At 69.9% G+C, this 17,420-nt stretch carries 15 protein-coding genes and 1 other RNA gene; 11 read left to right on the forward strand and 5 right to left on the reverse strand.

The features are described from left to right. Window positions 1–13: 13 nt before the first annotated feature. Window positions 14–110: signal recognition particle sRNA small type (gene ffs, locus GY24_RS03455), an RNA gene on the forward strand. 10 nt (window positions 111–120) lie between these two features. On the opposite strand, the gene GY24_RS03460 is transcribed toward ffs, so the two are convergent. Then, a complete protein-coding gene (locus GY24_RS03460) occupies window positions 121–825 on the reverse strand; it encodes a FadR/GntR family transcriptional regulator (RefSeq protein WP_104474375.1) in 705 nt (234 codons plus the stop codon). Window positions 826–1,058: 233 nt separating this feature from the next. On the opposite strand from GY24_RS03460, the gene GY24_RS03465 reads away from it, so the two are divergent. From GY24_RS03465 to GY24_RS03480, 4 genes are all read left to right on the forward strand, one after another. Next, window positions 1,059–2,303, forward strand: coding sequence for an aminotransferase class V-fold PLP-dependent enzyme (locus GY24_RS03465; RefSeq protein WP_104474376.1), 1,245 nt, complete (start codon window positions 1,059–1,061; stop codon window positions 2,301–2,303). Window positions 2,304–2,365: 62 nt separating this feature from the next. After that, a complete protein-coding gene (locus tag GY24_RS03470; RefSeq protein ID WP_104474377.1) occupies window positions 2,366–3,661 on the forward strand; it encodes an ABC transporter substrate-binding protein in 1,296 nt (431 codons plus the stop codon). Between the two features lie 8 nt (window positions 3,662–3,669). Next, on the forward strand, window positions 3,670–4,644 hold the full coding sequence (locus GY24_RS03475; protein WP_104474378.1) for a carbohydrate ABC transporter permease: 975 nt from the start codon (window positions 3,670–3,672) through the stop codon (window positions 4,642–4,644). After that, complete coding sequence (locus GY24_RS03480; RefSeq protein ID WP_104474379.1) at window positions 4,641–5,477, forward strand: carbohydrate ABC transporter permease; 837 nt, start codon at window positions 4,641–4,643, stop codon at window positions 5,475–5,477. The genes GY24_RS03475 and GY24_RS03480 overlap by 4 nt, the downstream gene beginning before the upstream one ends. Window positions 5,478–5,537: 60 nt before the next feature. On the opposite strand, the gene GY24_RS03485 is transcribed toward GY24_RS03480, so the two are convergent. Next, entirely contained in the window at window positions 5,538–7,907 is a 2,370-nt protein-coding gene (locus GY24_RS03485) for a transketolase-like TK C-terminal-containing protein (RefSeq protein ID WP_104474380.1), read from the reverse strand. Between the two features lie 134 nt (window positions 7,908–8,041). Between GY24_RS03485 and GY24_RS03490 the strand changes: the two genes are divergently transcribed. The 3 genes from GY24_RS03490 to GY24_RS03500 are packed head-to-tail and all read left to right on the forward strand — an operon-like array spanning window position 8,042 to window position 11,773. Then, window positions 8,042–8,542, forward strand: coding sequence for an Lrp/AsnC family transcriptional regulator (locus GY24_RS03490; protein WP_104474381.1), 501 nt, complete (start codon window positions 8,042–8,044; stop codon window positions 8,540–8,542). A 4-nt stretch (window positions 8,543–8,546) separates the two neighbouring features. Beyond that, window positions 8,547–10,652 carry a phosphate acetyltransferase gene (gene pta, locus GY24_RS03495; RefSeq protein ID WP_104474382.1) on the forward strand — a complete coding sequence of 702 codons (2,106 nt, stop codon included), beginning with the start codon at window positions 8,547–8,549 and terminating at the stop codon, window positions 10,650–10,652. Beyond that, complete coding sequence (locus GY24_RS03500) at window positions 10,649–11,773, forward strand: acetate/propionate family kinase (protein WP_104474383.1); 1,125 nt, start codon at window positions 10,649–10,651, stop codon at window positions 11,771–11,773. The genes pta and GY24_RS03500 overlap by 4 nt, the downstream gene beginning before the upstream one ends. Before the next feature lie 42 nt (window positions 11,774–11,815). Here GY24_RS03500 and GY24_RS03505 read toward each other — a convergent pair whose 3' ends face one another. The 3 genes from GY24_RS03505 to GY24_RS03515 all read right to left on the reverse strand — a co-directional run bounded on the left by GY24_RS03505 (window position 11,816) and on the right by GY24_RS03515 (window position 14,938). Beyond that, entirely contained in the window at window positions 11,816–12,802 is a 987-nt protein-coding gene (locus GY24_RS03505) for an aldo/keto reductase (protein ID WP_104474384.1), read from the reverse strand. After that, window positions 12,802–13,209: a (R)-mandelonitrile lyase gene (locus GY24_RS03510; RefSeq protein ID WP_104474385.1), complete on the reverse strand. Its 408-nt coding sequence runs from the start codon at window positions 13,207–13,209 to the stop codon at window positions 12,802–12,804. Before GY24_RS03510 ends, GY24_RS03505 begins: the two co-directional genes overlap by 1 nt. Before the next feature lie 295 nt (window positions 13,210–13,504). Beyond that, window positions 13,505–14,938: an HNH endonuclease signature motif containing protein gene (locus GY24_RS03515; RefSeq protein ID WP_104474386.1), complete on the reverse strand. Its 1,434-nt coding sequence runs from the start codon at window positions 14,936–14,938 to the stop codon at window positions 13,505–13,507. A gap of 833 nt (window positions 14,939–15,771) precedes the next feature. On the opposite strand from GY24_RS03515, the gene GY24_RS17600 reads away from it, so the two are divergent. The 3 genes from GY24_RS17600 to GY24_RS03525 all read left to right on the forward strand — a co-directional run. After that, the gene (locus GY24_RS17600; protein WP_161498673.1) at window positions 15,772–15,921 is read left to right on the forward strand and encodes a hypothetical protein; all 150 of its coding nucleotides are present in this window, start codon (window positions 15,772–15,774) and stop codon (window positions 15,919–15,921) included. Then, window positions 15,918–16,739, forward strand: a complete 822-nt coding sequence (locus tag GY24_RS03520) for a thioesterase family protein (RefSeq protein ID WP_104474387.1) — start codon at window positions 15,918–15,920, stop codon at window positions 16,737–16,739. The genes GY24_RS17600 and GY24_RS03520 overlap by 4 nt, the downstream gene beginning before the upstream one ends. Before the next feature lie 154 nt (window positions 16,740–16,893). After that, on the forward strand, window positions 16,894–17,420 hold a 527-nt coding region (locus GY24_RS03525), incomplete at its 3' end, for an ArsR/SmtB family transcription factor (protein ID WP_133161093.1).

Below are 17,420 nucleotides of genomic sequence, written 5' to 3' on the forward strand. Positions count from 1 at the left end.
CGGTAAAGTAGGGAACGACTCCTCGCGTGGCGTCATCCAGGCCAATTCCCCCAGGACGGAAACGTAGCAAGGGTAACCGGGCTCTGGCGGGTGCGCGAGGGGTCCTTTTCTTTAACCCGGTCAGTCGACCGGGAGTGGGCCGGGCGTTGCGACCGGCCGGTGCTCCCGGGCCCAGCGCTCCGTCTGCAGCACGTGCGACGCGGCGGCCGTCGCGGCCGTCGCCGGGTCGCGGGCGATCAGCGCGGTGAGGATCTCGCGGTGGGAGCGGTCGCTCTGCGCCTTGATGTCCGGCCCGGCCGGCAGGTCGAAGAGCTGGTACGAGCGCGAGCGCGAGCGGAAGACGCGCAGCAGCTCGGCGATCGTCGCGTTCTGGGCGAGCGCGGTGATCCTCTCGTGGAACTGGGCGTCCAGGTCCGAGGCCTCCTCCTGCTCGGTGGCCAGCTCGAGGGCGTCGAGGATGCCGCCGAGCTCGGCCGCCACGGCATCGGTCATGTTGGCCGCGGCCTGCGACGTCGCGTGCGACTCGAGCACGCGCCGCGACTCGAACATGTCGATCAGTCCTTCGAGCGGCATCAGGCCGACGGTCAGCCCGAGCGCCCCGATGATGTTGGCCGGCTCGAGCGCGGAGACGTAGGTGCCGGAGCCGTGCCTGGACTCGATCACTCCGAGCGCGCCGAGCATGCGCACACCTTCGCGGAGCGAGCCGCGGGAGACCTGGAGCCTGTCGCAGAGTTGCGCCTCCGAGGGGAACTGCTGGCCGGGCTGCAGCTCGCCGGAGGCGATCATCTGGCGCAGGCCGTGGAATGCATCGTCGATCGCGCTGATGGTGCGCCTCCTTGTGCGAGTGGTGTTCTCGGCCTGTGTCGTGCTACGTACCGAACAGCATACGGCCCGAAAGTCATCTAATGACTGGGTAGTTATCTGACGACTTCGTGTATATGCTCCTTGGAGTCGGCATACATCCGCCGTTTTGCATTAAGTCATCCAATAACTTTTTGCGAGGCGTCGGCGAATCGTCGAAACAAGCTCTCGCACTGCACAAGGATGTGACACCTCAGATGACTTCGACGAATGCGCCAAGCCGGCTCCCAGCCGCACTTGCCCCGAGCCCGCTGACGCTGCCGGGCGGCGCGCCGGCCGCAGAGGCCTGGACGCTCTCGGAGAGTGCGCTGCACATCAACCACGGCTCGTTCGGCGCCGTGCCGCGCGTGGCCCAGCTGCACCAGAACGAGCTGCGCGCCGAGATGGACGCCGACCCCGTGGCGTGGTTCAGCTTCCTGCCCGAACGCATCGGGGCCGTGCGCCGCGAGATCGCCGACTTCGTCGGCGCGCCCGCCGAGCACACGGCCATCGTGCCCAACGCCAGCGCCGGCGCCACCGTCGTCTACTCGAGCCTGCCCATGGAGCGCGGGGCCGAGATCGTGGTCACCGACCACGGCTACGGCGCCGTCACGATGGGTGCCGAGCGCATGGCCCGCCGCCACGGCGGCACCGTGGTCACCGCGCACGTGCCGCTGCACGCGACGCCGGCCGAGGCACACGACGCAGTCATGGCGGCCTGCTCGGAGAAGACCCGGCTCATCGTGATCGACCACATCACCTCGGCGACCGCGCGCTTCATGCCCGTCGCAGAGATCGCGGCATCCGCCCGTGCCCGCGGCATCGTCACCCTCGTCGACGGCGCCCACGTGCCCGGCCTCTACGACAGCCCCCTCGAGGGCGTCGATTGCGACTTCTGGATCGGCAACCTGCACAAGTTCGCCTGCGCCCCGCGCGGGACAGCGGTGTTGCTGGCCCCCACCGAGCTCAACAGCGTGCTCTACCCGCTGGTGGACTCCTGGGGCTCGCCCCTCGAGTTCCCGGAGCGCTTCGACACCCAGGGCACGCTCGACCTCACCAGCTACCTGGCCGCGCCGACGGCGACCGGCTTCATCGCCGACACCTGGGGCTGGGGGCAGGCCCGCCGCTACATCAGCGAGCTCGCCGACTACGCCGAGGAGATCGTGGCGACGGCGTTCGCCGAGCGCACCGGCCAGGACCACCGCGTCGACGTCGGCTCCCCGGTCAGCGCGCTGCGTCTGGTGCGGCTGCCAGAGGGACTGGCCGGCTCGCACCCGACCGCCGACGCCCTGCGCAACCGGGTGGTCAGCGAGTTCGGCATCGAGGGCGCCTTCACCAGTTTCGGCGGTGTCGGCTACTTCCGGCTCTCGGCCCACGTCTACAACACCGCAGCAGATTTCGAAGAATTCGTTGAGCGCATGGTTCCGACGCTCTGCGACTGGGCGCGCGACGCCGAGCGTTGAGCTCGCGCCGGCACCCTTTGCACCTATCCCGGACCACAGCACGCATTACGAAACGAGGAGACATGACGAAACGGAAACTTCTTGCCGGTCTCGGGCTTGGCCTGGTGACTGCTCTTGCGCTCAGCGGTTGCTCCGCCCCCGCCGGCGACGGAAAGGTGACGCTCCAGCTGGTCGAGAGCCTGACCAGCCCCGCCCGCACCGAACTGCTCACCAAGCTCATCGGCGAGTTTGAGGCGCAGAACCCCGACATCAACGTCGACCTGATCTCGCCGCCGACCGACCAGGCCGACCAGAAGATCCAGCAGATGCTGCAGTCCGGCTCCGGCGTCGACGTGTTGGAGGTGCGCGACCTCACCGTCGGCCCCTTCTCGGCCAACGGATGGCTCAGCGACATGACCGGCGAGTTCGACGGCTGGGACGGCTGGGACTCGCTCACTCCCAACGCCCAGAGCGTCGCGACCGCCGGCGGCAAGATGTACTTCGTGCCGTACGGCTTCTACGGCATCAGCCTGTTCTACCGCACCGACATGGTGAAGGATGCCGGATTCGACGGCGCCCCGGTGAGCTGGGACGACATCGTCGAACAGGCCACCGCCATCCAGGACCCGGCCGCCAACCAGTACGGCTATGCGTTCCGCGGCGGCAAGAACGGCTACACCAACGCGGTGCTCGCCATCTCGGCCTACGTCGCCGGTGACATCGACGTCACCAACGCGTACCGGCTGAAGAACGGCGACTCGATCTTCTCCGCACCGGAGGCGCTCGACGCGATGGACACCTACCTCACGCTGTTCAAGCAGGCCTCGCCGCCGTCATCCGTCGCCTGGGGCTACCCCGAAATGGTCGAGGGATTCACCAACGGCTCCACCGGCTTCCTGTTGCAGGACCCGGAGGTCATCGCCGCCGTCTCCGAGTCGAAGGCGATCACGGCCGAGCAGTGGAACACGGCGCCGATGCTCGTCGGCCCGAGCGGCAAGGCGATCCAGCCGCTCGCGACGGCCGGCTGGGGCACGGCAGAGGCCAGCGAGCACAAGGCCGAGTCGGCCCGGCTGATCCAGTTCCTGAACTCCGGCGATGCCTCGATCGAGTTCACGCAGAAGAACAGCCTGGTCCCGATCCTGACCGGCGCAGCCGACGACCCGTTCTACAAGACCGGTGCGTGGGCGAGCTACCTCTACATGAACGAGAACCCGGACGTGTACATCACCGCCGAGCAGCCGCGCGGCGTCGCCTGGTTCACCGAGTGGGCCGACAAGGCAGACACCGAGCTGCAGCAGGTGCTGATCGGACAGATGACGAGCAAGGAACTTCTCGCCAGTTGGGACTCCTACTGGGCCGAGAAGTGGGCGGCTGAGTAGAAACCACCATGTCTCGTCACACGACGACCGCGACAGGGCGCCCGTTCACACGGGCGGGCGCCCCCAGCGTGTCCCCACAGAAGACCACCCGCCGTCGCTCCTTCAGCACGCGGCGCGGCCTGGTCATCGCCGCGTTCATGGCGCCGGCGGCGGTGTTCGTTGCCGTGTTCACCTACTACCCGATGCTCGCCGGCTCGCAGATGGCGTTCCGCAACTGGAACCTCAACAATCTGACGAACACGGACTGGGTCGGCCTCGGCAACTTCCAGAAGATCTTCGCCGACCCCAACTTCTACGTGATCCTCGGCAACTCGGTGGTCTGGGTCGTGGCCTCGATCATCCCGCAGTTCATCATCGGATTCGCGCTGGCCCTCTGGCTGCGCCGCAAGTTCGTGTTCCGCGGCCTCTACCAGGCGCTCATCTTCTTCCCGTGGGCGATCTCCGGGTTCCTGATCGGCATCCTGTTCCGCTGGATGTTCAACGGCGAATTCGGCGTGATCAACGACCTGCTGAGCAAGGCCGGCCTCATCGACGCCCCCATCCCGTGGCTGGCGGAGCCGGGTACGGCCATGACGGCCGTGATCATCGCGAACACCTGGTACGGCGTCACCTTCTTCGCGATCATGATCCTCGCGGCGCTGCAATCCGTGCCAGACGACGTCTACGAGGCGGCAGCGCTGGACGGCTCCGGCAAGATCCGCACCCTGTTCAGCATCACGATCCCGTACATCAGCACGACGCTGGCGCTCACGGTGCTGCTGCGCGTGATCTGGATCTTCAACTTCCCCGACATCATCTGGGCGATGACCGGCGGCGGGCCCGCCAACCAGACGCACATCATCACCACCTGGATGATCGCGATCACGCAGCGCGGCGACTACGGGCAGGCCTCCGCCCTCGGCCTCATCGTCGTGGCGATCCTGCTGGTGTTCTCCGCGTTCTACCTGATGGCCATCCGCGAGAAGAAGGGGGCACGCTCATGATCAACCGGGAAATGCCGGCGGCGAAGGTCGTCAGAATCGTCTTCCTCGGGCTGTGGCTGGTGATCTCGCTGTTCCCGCTGTACTGGATCCTGATCACCTCGTTCAAGACCCCCGGCGCGATCTTCAGCTACCCGCTGACGTACTGGCCCGAGGTGTTCTCGCTCGAGAACTACATCTCGCTGTTCCAGAAGTCGAGCTTCGGCACCTACGTCTTCAACAGCCTGCTCGTGGCCACGGTGGCCGCGACCGTCGCGACGTTCATCTCGATGCTCTCCGCCTACGTGCTGGCCCGCTTCGAGTTCCGCAGCAAGGGCGCGGTGCTGATGGCGTTCCTCGTCACCCAGATGATCCCGGCGTTCATCGCGCTCGGGCCGCTCTACCTGATGATGGTGCAGCTGAAACTGGTCGACAACCGCTTCGGCCTGATGCTCATCTACATCGCGGTGTGCATCCCGTTCAGCACGATCATGCTGCGCGGATTCTTCGCGAACATTCCCGACGCGCTCGAGGAGGCGGCCATGATCGACGGCTGCTCGCGGTTCGGCGCGCTGTTCCGGGTCATCATCCCCGTGATGAAGCCCGGCATCATCGCCGCGTTCATCTTCAACTTCGTCAACTGCTGGAACGAGCTGTTCCTGTCTGTGACGTTGATGAACAAGGACGAGAACAAGACGATCCCGACCGCGCTGAACGGCTTCATCTCGAGCTTCACGATCGACTGGGGCTCGATGTCGGCCGCGGCCGTGCTCACGATCGTGCCGACGATGATCCTGTTCGCCTTCGCGAGCCGCTACATCGTGCAGGGCCTGACGGCCGGCGCCGTCAAGGGCTAGTCGCGCCGCACACGACAGTGGCCGCCACCCTCGGGGTGGCGGCCACTTGTGTCTGCGGGGCTAGCCCTGCGCGATGCCGCGCAACACCGCCCGCACGATGGAGGCCGCGTCGATGCCGTGGGAGCGGTAGACGCTCTCCAGATCGCCCGACTGGCCGAGCTGGGAGACGCCGAGGTGCGCGGCCTGCACCCCGTTCACGCCGGCCAGGAACGACAGGGTGTGCGGGTGGCCGTCGAGCACGGTGACGAGTGGGGCCGCCCGGTGGGCGGGCAGGATGTCGCGCAGGATCCACTCGCCGGCATCCGCGCTGCCTGCCTCGCCGTTCGCCTGGCCGGTCCTGGCCTGCAGGGCGTCGAAGAGCAGCCCGGCGTTGGTGACGCAGACGACGTCGACGTGCACGCCGGCCTCGGCCAGGGTGTCGCGGGCGGCGATGGCCTCCGGCACCAGCGCGCCCATCGCCGCGATGGTCGCGTGCGGCGCCCCACCGGCCTGGGGCGAGCGCAGCAGGTAGCCGCCGGCCAGCACCTGCCGGCGGCGGAGCTCGCGGGCCTCCGGCAACGCCGGCACCCCGGCGAGGTCCTGCTGCACCGGCCGGGTCGACAGCCGGAGGTAGCTGGAGCTGCCACCCGGGATCCCGATGCGGCGGATGCACTCCAGCAGCATCCACTCCACCTCGAGCGCGAACGCCGGCTCGTAGCTGAGCAGGCCGGGCTGCTGCAGCCCGATCGCCGGGGTGAGCAGCGACTGGTGGGCGCCGCCCTCGGCGGCCAGGGTGACGCCGGAGGGCGTGCCGACCAAGATCGACTGGCCGCCCGCGTACATGCCGAACGTCCACGGCTCCAGCGCGCGGGCGATGAACGGGTCATAGACGACGCCGATCGGGATGAGCGGGAAGCCCCAGCGGCTCCATGTCGCGCCGAGCTCGCCGAGCAGGCCGACCAGGTTCGTCTCGGCGATGCCGAGTTCAATGTGGCGCCCCTCTGCGCTCTCCTCCCAGTGCAGGATCGTCTCCGGGTCATCGTCGAACCAGTCCCGGGAGGGAGCAGCCGACCAGACCTTGGCCTTGTTCACCCAGCCGCCGAGGTTGGTGCTGGAGCTGACATCCGGGCTCACCGTCACCACGCGCTCCGCGATGGCGGGGGCGCGCCGGGTGAGGTCGAGCAGGGTGCGGCCGAGCGCCGCCTGGGTCGTGCTCGTGCCGCGCGGAACCCAGCCGAGGTCGGTGGGCGGCCTGAAGGCGCCGGCGGCCGGAACCGGATCGCGGCGCAGCAGCGCCGCGCGCTCCGCGCAGAGGGCGCCCTCGGCCGAGCCGGGCTCGAAGACCTGGAACGGGTCGGCCGGGTCCCGGCCGACGGAGGCGGCGTACTGCTCGAACTGGGCCGGGGTCAGCTGTGCGGAGTGGTTCTGCGGGTGCCCCTCCATCGGCAGGTTCCTGCCCTTGACCGTGTAGGCGAAGACCACGGTCGGCCGGGTGTCGTCGATGGCGGCGAACGACTGCCGCAGGGTGTCGTGGTCGTGCCCGCCCAGGTTGCCGACCGCCGCCCGCAGCGCGGCCGGGCCGACATCCGCCAGCAGCTGGCGCAGCTCGGGCCAGCGCTCGCCGCAGAGCCGGTCGAGCAGCTGCTCGTCGGAGCTGCGCAGCAGCCGCTGGTACTCGGGGTTGGTCATGGTGTCGATACGCGCGCGCAGCCGCTCGCCGCCCGGCCGGGCGAACAGGCCCTCGAGCAGGCGGCCGTACTTGGCCACGAGCACCTGCCAGCCGGCGGCCTCGAACATGGCCGAGAGCTTGGTGACGCTCACGGCCGGCACGACCCGGTCGAGCGACTGCCGGTTGAAGTCGACCACCCAGACCAGCTCGCCGAGGTGCTCAACGGCCGGGTCGCCCATGGCCTCCCAGATCGCGCCCTCGTCGAGCTCGGCGTCGCCGATCAGGGCGTACTGCCGGCCGGTGCCGGCGCGGCCGCCGTGGTTCTCCACGTAGCGGCGGGCGATCGCGCCCCAGAGCGGGGCGGTGGCGCCGAGCCCGACGGAGCCGGTCGAGTAGTCGACGGGATCGGGGTCCTTGGTGCGGCTCGGGTAGCTCTGCAGCCCGCCGAACTCGCGCAGGCCGGCTAGCGCGGCCGGGTCGAGCTCGCCGAGCAGGGCGTTGATGGCGTGCAACACGGGGGAGGCGTGCGGCTTCACCGAGACGCGGTCGCCGGAGCGGAGCTGCTCGAACCAGAGCTGGGTCATGATCGTCGTCATCGACGCGCACGAGGCCTGGTGGCCGCCGACCTTCAGCCCGAGCGGGTTCGGGCGCACGTGGTTGGCGTGGTGGATGCTCGCCGTCGAGAGCCAGAGCACGCGCTGCTCGATGGCCGAGAGGAGGGCGTCGCGCCCGCGGGCGGCTGCCTCGGTCGGCGGTGCTGTGGGGCTGAGTGTGACGGACACGGTGACTCCTTCGTCGGCGTTGCGGCTGTGCTGGCACAATCGTCGGATGAATGCGCACAATGGGCAACAGATCGGCTAGATTTCAGTCAGAATGACGCACTTGTGTGCCACCCAACGGAGTGAGGCCAGACAATATGACTGATCGCGTGATCGATTCGACGGATGCCGCGCTGCTGCTGGCGCTCGCCGACTACCCGCGGGCCACCGCCGTGGCCCTCGCCGAGACGACGGGGCTGGCCAGGAGCACCGTGCACAGCAGGCTGAACCGGCTGGAGTCCGAGGTGCTCTCCGACGCGCTGCGCCGGGTTGACCCGGCATCCGTCGGCCTGCCGCTCAGCGCCTTCATCTTCGCCCACGTCACCCAGCAGAAGCTCTCGCAGCTTCCGGAGAGCCTTGCCCTGATCCCCGAGGTGATCGAGGTGTTCGGAGTCTCCGGCGACTGGGACCTGTTGATCCGGGTGGCCGCCGCCGACGCCGACGACCTCTACCGGGTCGCCGACCTGGTGCTCAGCACTCCGGGCATCGAGCGCACCTCCACGGTGCTGGCAATGAAGCACATGGTGCCCTACCGCACCCAGCCGCTGATCGAGCGGGTGCGGGCGGGCACTCGCAGCGCGGAGGCGCGACTACTCTAGGAGGGTGGCTGGAAGCATTTACATCACGTCCGTCGAGGGGCACTCCGGGAAGTCGACCATTGCGCTCGGCACGGTCGACACCCTCTCCCACCAGGTGCGGCGGGTCGGCGTCTTCCGCCCCATCGCCCGCTCGACCGCAGAGCGCGACTATGTCGTCGAGCTGCTGCTCGGCCACGACAGCGTGTCCCTCGAGTACGAGGAGTGCATCGGCGTCAGCTACGACGAGGTGCATGAGAACGCGGATGCCGCCCTCTCCCGCATCGTCGAGCGCTACAAGGCCGTCGAGGCCAAGTGCGACGCCGTCGTCATCCTCGGCTCCGACTACACCGACGTCGGCAGCCCGACCGAGCTGAGCTACAACGCGCGCATCGCCGCCAACCTGGGCGCCCCGGTGCTGCTGGTGCTCGGCGGGCGCTCCAGCCAGGTCTCCGGCGAGCGGCTCGGCCAGGCCGACCCGCGCACCCCGGCGCACATGCACGACATCACCGAGCTGGCCCTGCACGAGCTGCACTCGGCCCACGCCACCCTGCTGGCCGTCATCGCCAACCGGGCGGATGCCAGCCAGATGGAGGCCGTGCGCGCGGCGATCGTCTCCGCGCAGCCGAACGTGCCCGTCTGGGTGATCCCCGAGGACCCGTACCTGATCGCCCCGAGCATGGAGTCGATCATGCAGGCGACCGGCGGCACCCTGATCAAGGGCAACCCCGAGCTGCTCGCCCGCGAGGCGCTCGGCGTCGTCGTGGCCGGCATGGGCATGGTCAACGTGCTGCCCCGGCTCACCCAGGGCGCCGTGCTCGTCGTCGCCGGCGACCGCACCGAGGTGCTGCTCGCGGCGATGATGGCGCAGACATCCGGCACCTTCCCGTCGATCGCCGGCGTCGTGCTGAACGGTGGTTTCGAGCTGCCGGAGCCGATCGAGCGCCTGCTCGACGGGCTCCCGCAGACCTTGCCGATCATCCGCACCGAGCTCGGCACGTACGACACGATCGTCGCGATCACCCGCACCCGCGGCCGGCTGGCCGCCGACTCGCAGCGCAAGTACGACGCCGCCCTGGCCCTGTTCGAGCAGCACGTGGACGCCGCGGAGCTGCTCGGGCTGCTGAACCTCAGCCGCTCCACCGTCGTCACCCCGCTCATGTTCGAGTACGGCCTGATCGAGCAGGCGCGTGCGGCCAAGCGCCACATCGTGCTGCCGGAGGGCGGCGATGACCGCGTGCTGCGCGCCGCCGCCACCGTCCTGGCCCGCGGCATCGCCCGGCTGACCATCCTGGGCGAGCCGATCGAGGTGCACTCGCGCGCCATCGAGCTCGGCGTGGACATCTCCGCCGCCGAGGTGGTCAGCCCCTACGACGACGTGCTGCGGTTCAAGTTCGCCGGGGAGTACGCGAAGCTGCGCTCGCACAAGGGCATCTCGCTCGAGCAGGCCCGCGACACCGTCACCGACCCCTCCTACTTCGGCACCATGATGGTGCACATGGGCCTCGCCGACGGCATGGTCTCCGGCGCCGCCCACACCACGGCGCACACCATCCGCCCGGCGTTCGAGATCATCAAGACCCGGCCGGATGTCTCCGTCGTGTCCAGCGTCTTCCTGATGTCGCTGGCCGACCGCGTGCTCGTCTACGGCGACTGCGCCGTCATCCCCGACCCGACCGCCACCCAGCTGGCCGACATCGCGCTCTCCTCGGCCGAGACCGCCGCGCAGTTCGGCATCGAGCCGCGGGTCGCCATGCTCTCCTACTCGACCGGGGAGTCCGGCTCCGGCGTCGACGTCGACAAGGTGCGCGAGGCCACCGCCCTCGTGCGCGAGCGCCGCCCGTCGCTGCCGGTCGAGGGCCCGATCCAGTACGACGCCGCCGCGGACGCCGCCGTCGCGGCATCCAAGATGCCCGGCTCGGAGGTGGCGGGCAAGGCGACGGTGTTCATCTTCCCCGACCTGAACACCGGCAACAACACCTACAAGGCGGTGCAGCGCAGCGCCGGCGCGGTGGCGATGGGCCCCGTGCTGCAGGGCCTGAACAAGCCGATCAACGATCTCTCCAGAGGAGCCCTGGTGCAGGACATCGTGAACACCATCGCCATCACCGCGATTCAGGCGGCCACCTCATGAGCTCCGTCTTCGTCGTCAACTCCGGCTCCTCCTCGCTCAAGTACCAGCTGATCGACCTGGGGACGGGGGCCTCCCGCCTGAGCGGCCTGATCGAGCGCATCGGCGAGCCGGACTCGTTCATCAGCGACCACTCCGAGGCGATGAACGTCGTGCTGGCCAAGCTCGGCGTCGTCGACGACCTGATCGCCGTGGGCCACCGTGTCGTGCACGGCGGCAGCGAGTTCGACGGCCCCACCCTCGTCACCGCCGAGGTGGAGCGCGAGATCGAGGCGCTGTCGCGCCTGGCCCCACTGCACAACCCGGCCAACCTGCTCGGCATCCGGGCCGCGAAGAAGGCGCTGCCGCACGTGCCGCACGTCGTCGTCTTCGACACCGCGTTCCACCAGACCATGTCGCCGGCGGCCTACACCTACGCCATCGACAAGGACGTCGCCCGCGAGTACAAGGTGCGCCGCTACGGCTTCCACGGCACCTCGCACAAGTACGTCTCCGAGCAGGCGGCCGTGCTGTTGGGCAAGCCGCTCGGCGCTGTGCGCACCATCGTGCTGCACCTCGGCAACGGGGCGTCCGTCGCCGCGATCGACGGCGGCAGGTCCGTCGACACGTCGATGGGGCTCACCCCGCTGCAGGGCCTGGTCATGGGCACCCGCTCCGGCGACCTCGACCCGGCCGTGCTGATCCACCTCAACCGCGCGGCCGGCATGAGCATCGCCGAGCTTGACGTGCTGCTGAACAAGCAGAGCGGCCTGCTGGGGCTCACCGGCATGGGCGACATGCGCGATGTGCAGGATGCCGCCATCAACGGCAACGAGGAGGCGGAGCTCGCCCTGCAGGTCTGGCGGCACCGGATCCGGCACTACATCGGCGCCTACTACGCCCAGCTCGGCGGCCTGGACGCCGTCGTCTTCACGGCCGGCATCGGCGAGAACAACGCCCTGTTGCGCCGGCGGGCCCTCGCCGGGCTCGAGCACCTCGGCATCCAGATCGACAACGACCGCAACGAGCTGGCCTCGCGCGCGGCGCGCGTGATCTCCCCGGCCGGCGCGCAGGTGACCGTGATGGTCATCCCCACCAACGAGGAGCTCGAGATCGCCCGCCAGGTGGAGTCGCTGCTCGCCTAGCGGGTTCGCGGATGCCGCGGCCCGCGGCATCCGCAGCGCGCGCTAGCGGTTCACGTACGCCATGTGCGTCTCGTTGTAGCGGTCCCCGCTGACGCCGACTCGCTGCGCGAGCGCGTCGAGGTCTGCCCGCTCGTCGGCGGAGAGCGGCACGGCGCTGGCGCCCGCGTTCTCGGCGATGCGCGCGGTGCGCCGGGTGCCCGGGATCGGCACGATCCACGGCTGCTGCGCCAGCAGCCAGGCCAGGGCGATCTGTCCCGGCGTCGCGCCCTTCGCCGCGGCGAGCTCGGCGACGTGGGCGACGAGCGCCTGGTTCGCCGCCCGGTTCTGCTCGGAGAACCGCGGGATGCTCGCCCGGATGTCGCCGGCGGCGAAGGTCGTGCTCTGGTCGACGGTGCCGGTGAGGAAGCCCTTTCCGAGCGGGCTGAACGGCACGAGGCCGATGCCGAGCTCGGCCAGCGTCGGCAGCACCTCCGCCTCCGGGTCGCGCGTCCACAGCGAGTACTCGCTCTGCAGCGCCGTCACGGGGAAGACCGCATGTGCGCGCCGGATGGTGGCGGCGGACGCCTCGGAGAGCCCGAAGTGGCGCACCTTGCCCTCGCGCACGAGGTCGGCGACGGTGCCGGCGACATCCTCGATCGGCACGTCGGGGTCGACGCGGTGCTGGTAGAACAGGTCGATCACGTCGGTGCGCAGGCGGCGGAGCGAGGCGTCCGCCACACGGCGAATCTGCTCGGGCCTGCTGTCGAGCCCCACGCTCGTGTTGCCCTCGATGCGCCAGCCGAACTTCGTCGCGATGACCACCTGCTCGCGCAGCGGGGCCAGGGCCTCACCGACGAGTTCCTCGTTGACGTAGGGGCCGTAGACCTCCGCCGTGTCGAAGAACGTGACGCCATGATCGACGGCGGAGCGGAGCACGTTGATCATGTCGGCCCGGCTGCCCGGGTTGGGGCCGTAGCTCTGGGACATGCCCATGGCACCGAGGCCGATGGCCGAGACCTGGAGGCCTTGTCCGAGGGTGCGAGTGTGCATCAGGATGCCGCCCTTTCGTACTCTGTGTCGCTGAGGTGTTCGAGCCAGTTCGTGGTGGTTGCGGGGTCGTCGCCGTCCTCGAGCATGGCGAGGTGCTCCATGAACCCGGTGGGGGTGGCGCCGTGCCAGTGCTCCTCGCCGGGCGCCGTGTAGACGGTCTGCCCCGGGGTAGCGCGGATTACGCTGCCGTCGCGGGTGCCGACAAGCGCGGTCCCCTCCGTGATGTGCAGGGTCTGGCCGAGCACGTGCGAGTGCCAGGCGGTGCGGGCGCCCGGGGTGAAGCGCACCCGGCTGACGATCATGCGGCTCGGATTGGGCTTCCGCGTCGCGATCGGGTCGACGTACACGTCGCCGGTGAACCAGTCGGCTGGGCCCTGTGCAGGGGGATGCTCCGGTTCGATGTGCATCAGGAGGTCTCCTTCGAGGTGTGGCTACTGGCCGTCGTTCGGCCGTGTCACCGACCGTACGCCTCGCGCGCCCCGCCTGGGAGGCCCTGCCAGTACACCTCTTGGCAGGGCGGGCCGCACCTTGTCCAACCGGATGCCGCAGCGCCGGCAGAAAGGAACACCGACCATGACCGGCACGGGAAGGCTGGATGGAGCGGCGGTCACCGGGCGTTCGCGACTTCGCGCCCGCCCCGGCTAACGCCCAGGAGGTGTTCGCTGCAGAGGGGCACTGATCGGGACAGGCGTTCCGACGGCCTCAGAACGGTGGGCCGTCGTCGACGAGGCGTGCCGACTCTGTTCGGCGTGGTGAGCCCGTCGAAACCTGTGACCCGGATTGCCCCGGATGTCGGGGTGGGGCGTGTTGCATGCGGGACGGTGTCGTCGTGTACTCCCGGCCGCCCGGGGAGGTCCAGCTCAGGGTGCCGTTGCCGGTCTGCTGGACGCGCCAGCGGGAGTTGTGCTTGAGCCGGTGGTGCTTCTTGCAGAGCACGGCCAGGTTCGCCTCGACGGTCAGCCCGCCGTTCTCCCAGGCCCGGGTGTGGTCGGTCTCGGAGCGCTCGGCTTTGCGGGTGCAGCCGGGGAACCGGCAGGTCTCGTCCCGGTAGAGGATCCAGCGCCGCATCGAGGCGCTCAGCCGGTACTGGGTGGGGTCGAGCTGCAGCGGGGTGCCGTCGAGCGGGTCGGTGAGGATGCGGTGCAGGGTCGGCGCCTGGGCGACGAGTCGCCGGCCGGTGGCGGCGTCGATCGGGCCGTAGCCGTGCAGCTCGGCCGGCTCCTCGGAGGTGCCGATCAGGGTGTCGATGCCGATCGTGAGTTTGGGGACGGCGACGAAGACCTCGGGGCGGGAGAACGCCAGCGTCGGGATGTGGGTCTGGCCGTCGTCGGTGCTCTGCGCGGGGAGGCCGAGCAGCAGCTCGGCGGCGATGTCTGCCTCGAGTTGGGCGTGGGTGCCCGAGCCGAGGATGCCGTCCGCCGTCTCGCCTGCGGCCTCATTCGCTGCCACCACGTCTGCCCCCAGCTCGCCGGCCTCGGCCGCCTCCTTCTGCGCCTCCGTGGCAAGATCGCCCACCCTGGTACTGATGGCCAGCGCTTTCTCCGCCTCCAGGTAGAGGTGCAGCCAGGCCATCCCGTCGGCGTCGGGTTCGAACACCAGCCGCCGGTCCGCCCTCGAGCGGGCCGCGCGCTCGGCGAGGGCGTCCGGGTGCAGCCGGTCGCGGAGCCGGGCCACAGCTTTGTGGAATGCGGACACGTTCATGGTGCGGGCCTTGACGAGGGCTTCCCGCTCGAAGCGGGGGTGCACGGCGGGCGGCAGGAAGACGGCGGCGGCGAGGATCTCGCGGGCATGCCGCAGGGTGATGGTCCCGGAGCCCAACTCGGCCAGCGTGTTGGCGAAGGGCCCGCAGAGCTGGCCGGCCTCATAGATCAGGCCGACCATGGTCCGCTCATGCACCCGCAGGATCAGGGCCAGCTCGGCGGTGATGCTGCGCCGGGCGAACTGCTCATCCAGGGAGGGTCGGCCGCCGAGCGGGTCGGCGATCACCACCGCCCGGCGCACCGCCTCGTCGATCCGCCGGTAGCGTTCCGCCTGCAGAACACACTCTGCGGAAGCACTCGAACTCAGCTCGGCCAGGCACGCATCCAGCACCGGGTCGAACCCGATCCCGGGGGCCTGCGCTGGCGGTGTTTCCATGCTTGAAGCGTCTCACCGACCACTGACATTCCAAGCCGAAAACGGACCCGAATCGGGGTAATTGTGGACAACTTTGACCGTCGTTACCTGATTGTGACCTTCGAGCGTCCGGCGCGGGCCAGTGTGGCGGGTTGGCTCCGGGGCTTCGCTCGTTCCTCGCTCAGCCGACGTGGGGAGGGAGGTTCGACCAACTGTGGTGGTGGCAGCCCGCCGCCGCGGCCGACTGCACGTCGGCTGGAGGGGGCCGCGCCGCGACGAAGGAGCAGCGCAGCCCCCGAAGCCCTGGAGCAGACAACGAACGATTGCGCCGGCATCCGCGTCGACGCGAGTTCTCCCGCGCGAGCAGGCTCGGGCGATTGCGGCGTAGGGCGCTGGCGCGCCTGCTCGACCAAGGGTGGTGGTGGCAGCCCGCCGCCGCGGCCGTCTGCACGTCGGCTGGAGGGGGCCGCGCCGCGAGGAACGAGCAGCGCAGCCCACGAAGCCTGGGAGCCTGCGGGGCACCGCCGCCTGCGGCATTCGCCGGCACGGACCCAGGTCCCGTAAAGGGGTGGCGCGCATGCGCGACCAGCGGGCGACGGGCGAGGTGTGTCTGGTGGGCTCCGGGGCTTCGCTCGTTCGTCGCTCAGCCGACGTGTGGAGAGACGCTCAGCCGACGCGGGGAGGGGTGCTCGGCCCACGTGGGGAGAGGAGTCCAGCCGACGCGGGGAGGAGCGCTCAGCCGCGGTTGTGGGATTGGTGCGGTGACCGTGTGACGGCGCGACCGCGCGGGCGGAATCGGCGACTCCCTTGCCAGCCCGTTGCCGCCGCACCTAGAGTCTGCGGTGTGAGGAACCGTGGCTGACCCCATCCCGAGCATCACCGCGGCCGTGCTGCTCGCTTTCGTCGGGTTGCTCCTGGTCGCCGTGCTCATGCTCGCTCGACTCGTCATCCGAAGCTGGCGGATGTCGCGACGCACTCGTGGGCAGCGCGGGGAGCGCGCATGACCGAAAATCGAGCGCCGGTGAGTGCCTACTTCGAGCCCGTCGGGCCAGCCCGCTACCGCCCCACCATCCGGGCGCAGGGCGCATGGAATCCGGGGGAGATTCACTTCAGCCCGCTCGGCGGGCTCCTCGTGCACGAGATTGACAAGCACCGGATGACGCAGCACGGCGCGGTGAACACGCTGCGACTCGGGCGCGTTGGCTTCGACATCCTCGGATTCCTTGCCGCCGAAGAGATCGAGATCCAGGTCGAGACCATCCGCCCAGGCCACACGATCGAGCTCATCGAGGCACGTGCGCGCATCGCCGGTCGTACGGCGGCCGTGGGGCGCGCCTGGTTCAGTGCCGCGGGGGACACCACCGCAGTGGCCGGCGGCGCCCCTGCGCCGATGCCCGCGCCGGAGACCTGCCTGCCCTGGTCGATGCGGGAGACCTGGCCGGGCGGATTCGTGGAGTCGTTGGAGACTCGCGTCGCGCGCCCGCCGATCCCCGGCAGGGCAACCGTGTGGCAGCGCACAGGCACCGTGCTCGTCGCGGGGGAGCGGGCCAGCGCGCACGCCGCGTACATTGCCCTCGTCGACACCGCGAACGGGGTCGCGGTGCGGCAACGGCCGACGGAGTGGATGTTCCCCAACCTCGATCTCACGGTCCACCTCCACCGGCAGCCGCTCGGCGACTGGGTCGGCCTGGACACCACGGTCACGTTCGGCTCTGACGGACAGGGCCTGACCAGCACCGTGCTGCACGACGCCGCCGGCGCCATCGGCCGGGCCGAGCAGCTGTTGACCGTCCGGCCGCTGGGCGGCGCGGCCGCCGGCTGAGCCGGCTGAGCCGGCTGAGCCGGCTGAGCCAGCCTGATCGAGCCGGCCGGACCGGCCGGGCCGGCCGGGCAGTCCGGCGGCCATCGGCGCCTGCACGGCATCCAATTCCTCAAGAACTATTGCACAAGATCTCTTGTGCAACTACGCTCGAGCCATGGACAACGAGACGCCAGCTCCGAAGCGGCCCATGCAGGGCATGCGCGACCCGCGCTCCCTCCGCGCCCTCGCCCACCCGCTGCGCCTGAAATTGCTGGGCATCCTGCGCACCGACGGCGCCCACTCGGTCGGCCAGCTGGCCGGCCTGGTCGACGAGGCGCCCGGCACCGTGAGCTACCACCTGGGAACGCTGGCCGAGTTCGGCTTCGTCGTGCCGGCGCCGGAGCGGGCCCGCGACGGCCGGGAGCGCTGGTGGCAGGCCGCGCACAGCCACACCGTTTTCGAGCCGGCCGAGCTGCTCGACGATCCGGAGCAGCACGGAGCCGTGCGGGTGTTGCAACAGGCGATCCTGCAGTCCTACCTCGGCGAGCTGCTCGACGCCCTCGACGCCGAGCCCGCACTTGGCCGGGATTGGGTCGCCGCCAGCAACCACTCCGACTCCTTTGGCTACCTCACCGCCCCGCAGCTGGCGGAGTTCTCCGCCGAGCTCGCCGCCCTCTCCCGCAAGTGGGAGGCGGCGAGCGA

Origin of the sequence: Microterricola pindariensis (genome assembly GCF_002936985.1) — a bacterium.
Taxonomy (GTDB): domain Bacteria; phylum Actinomycetota; class Actinomycetes; order Actinomycetales; family Microbacteriaceae; genus Microterricola; species Microterricola pindariensis.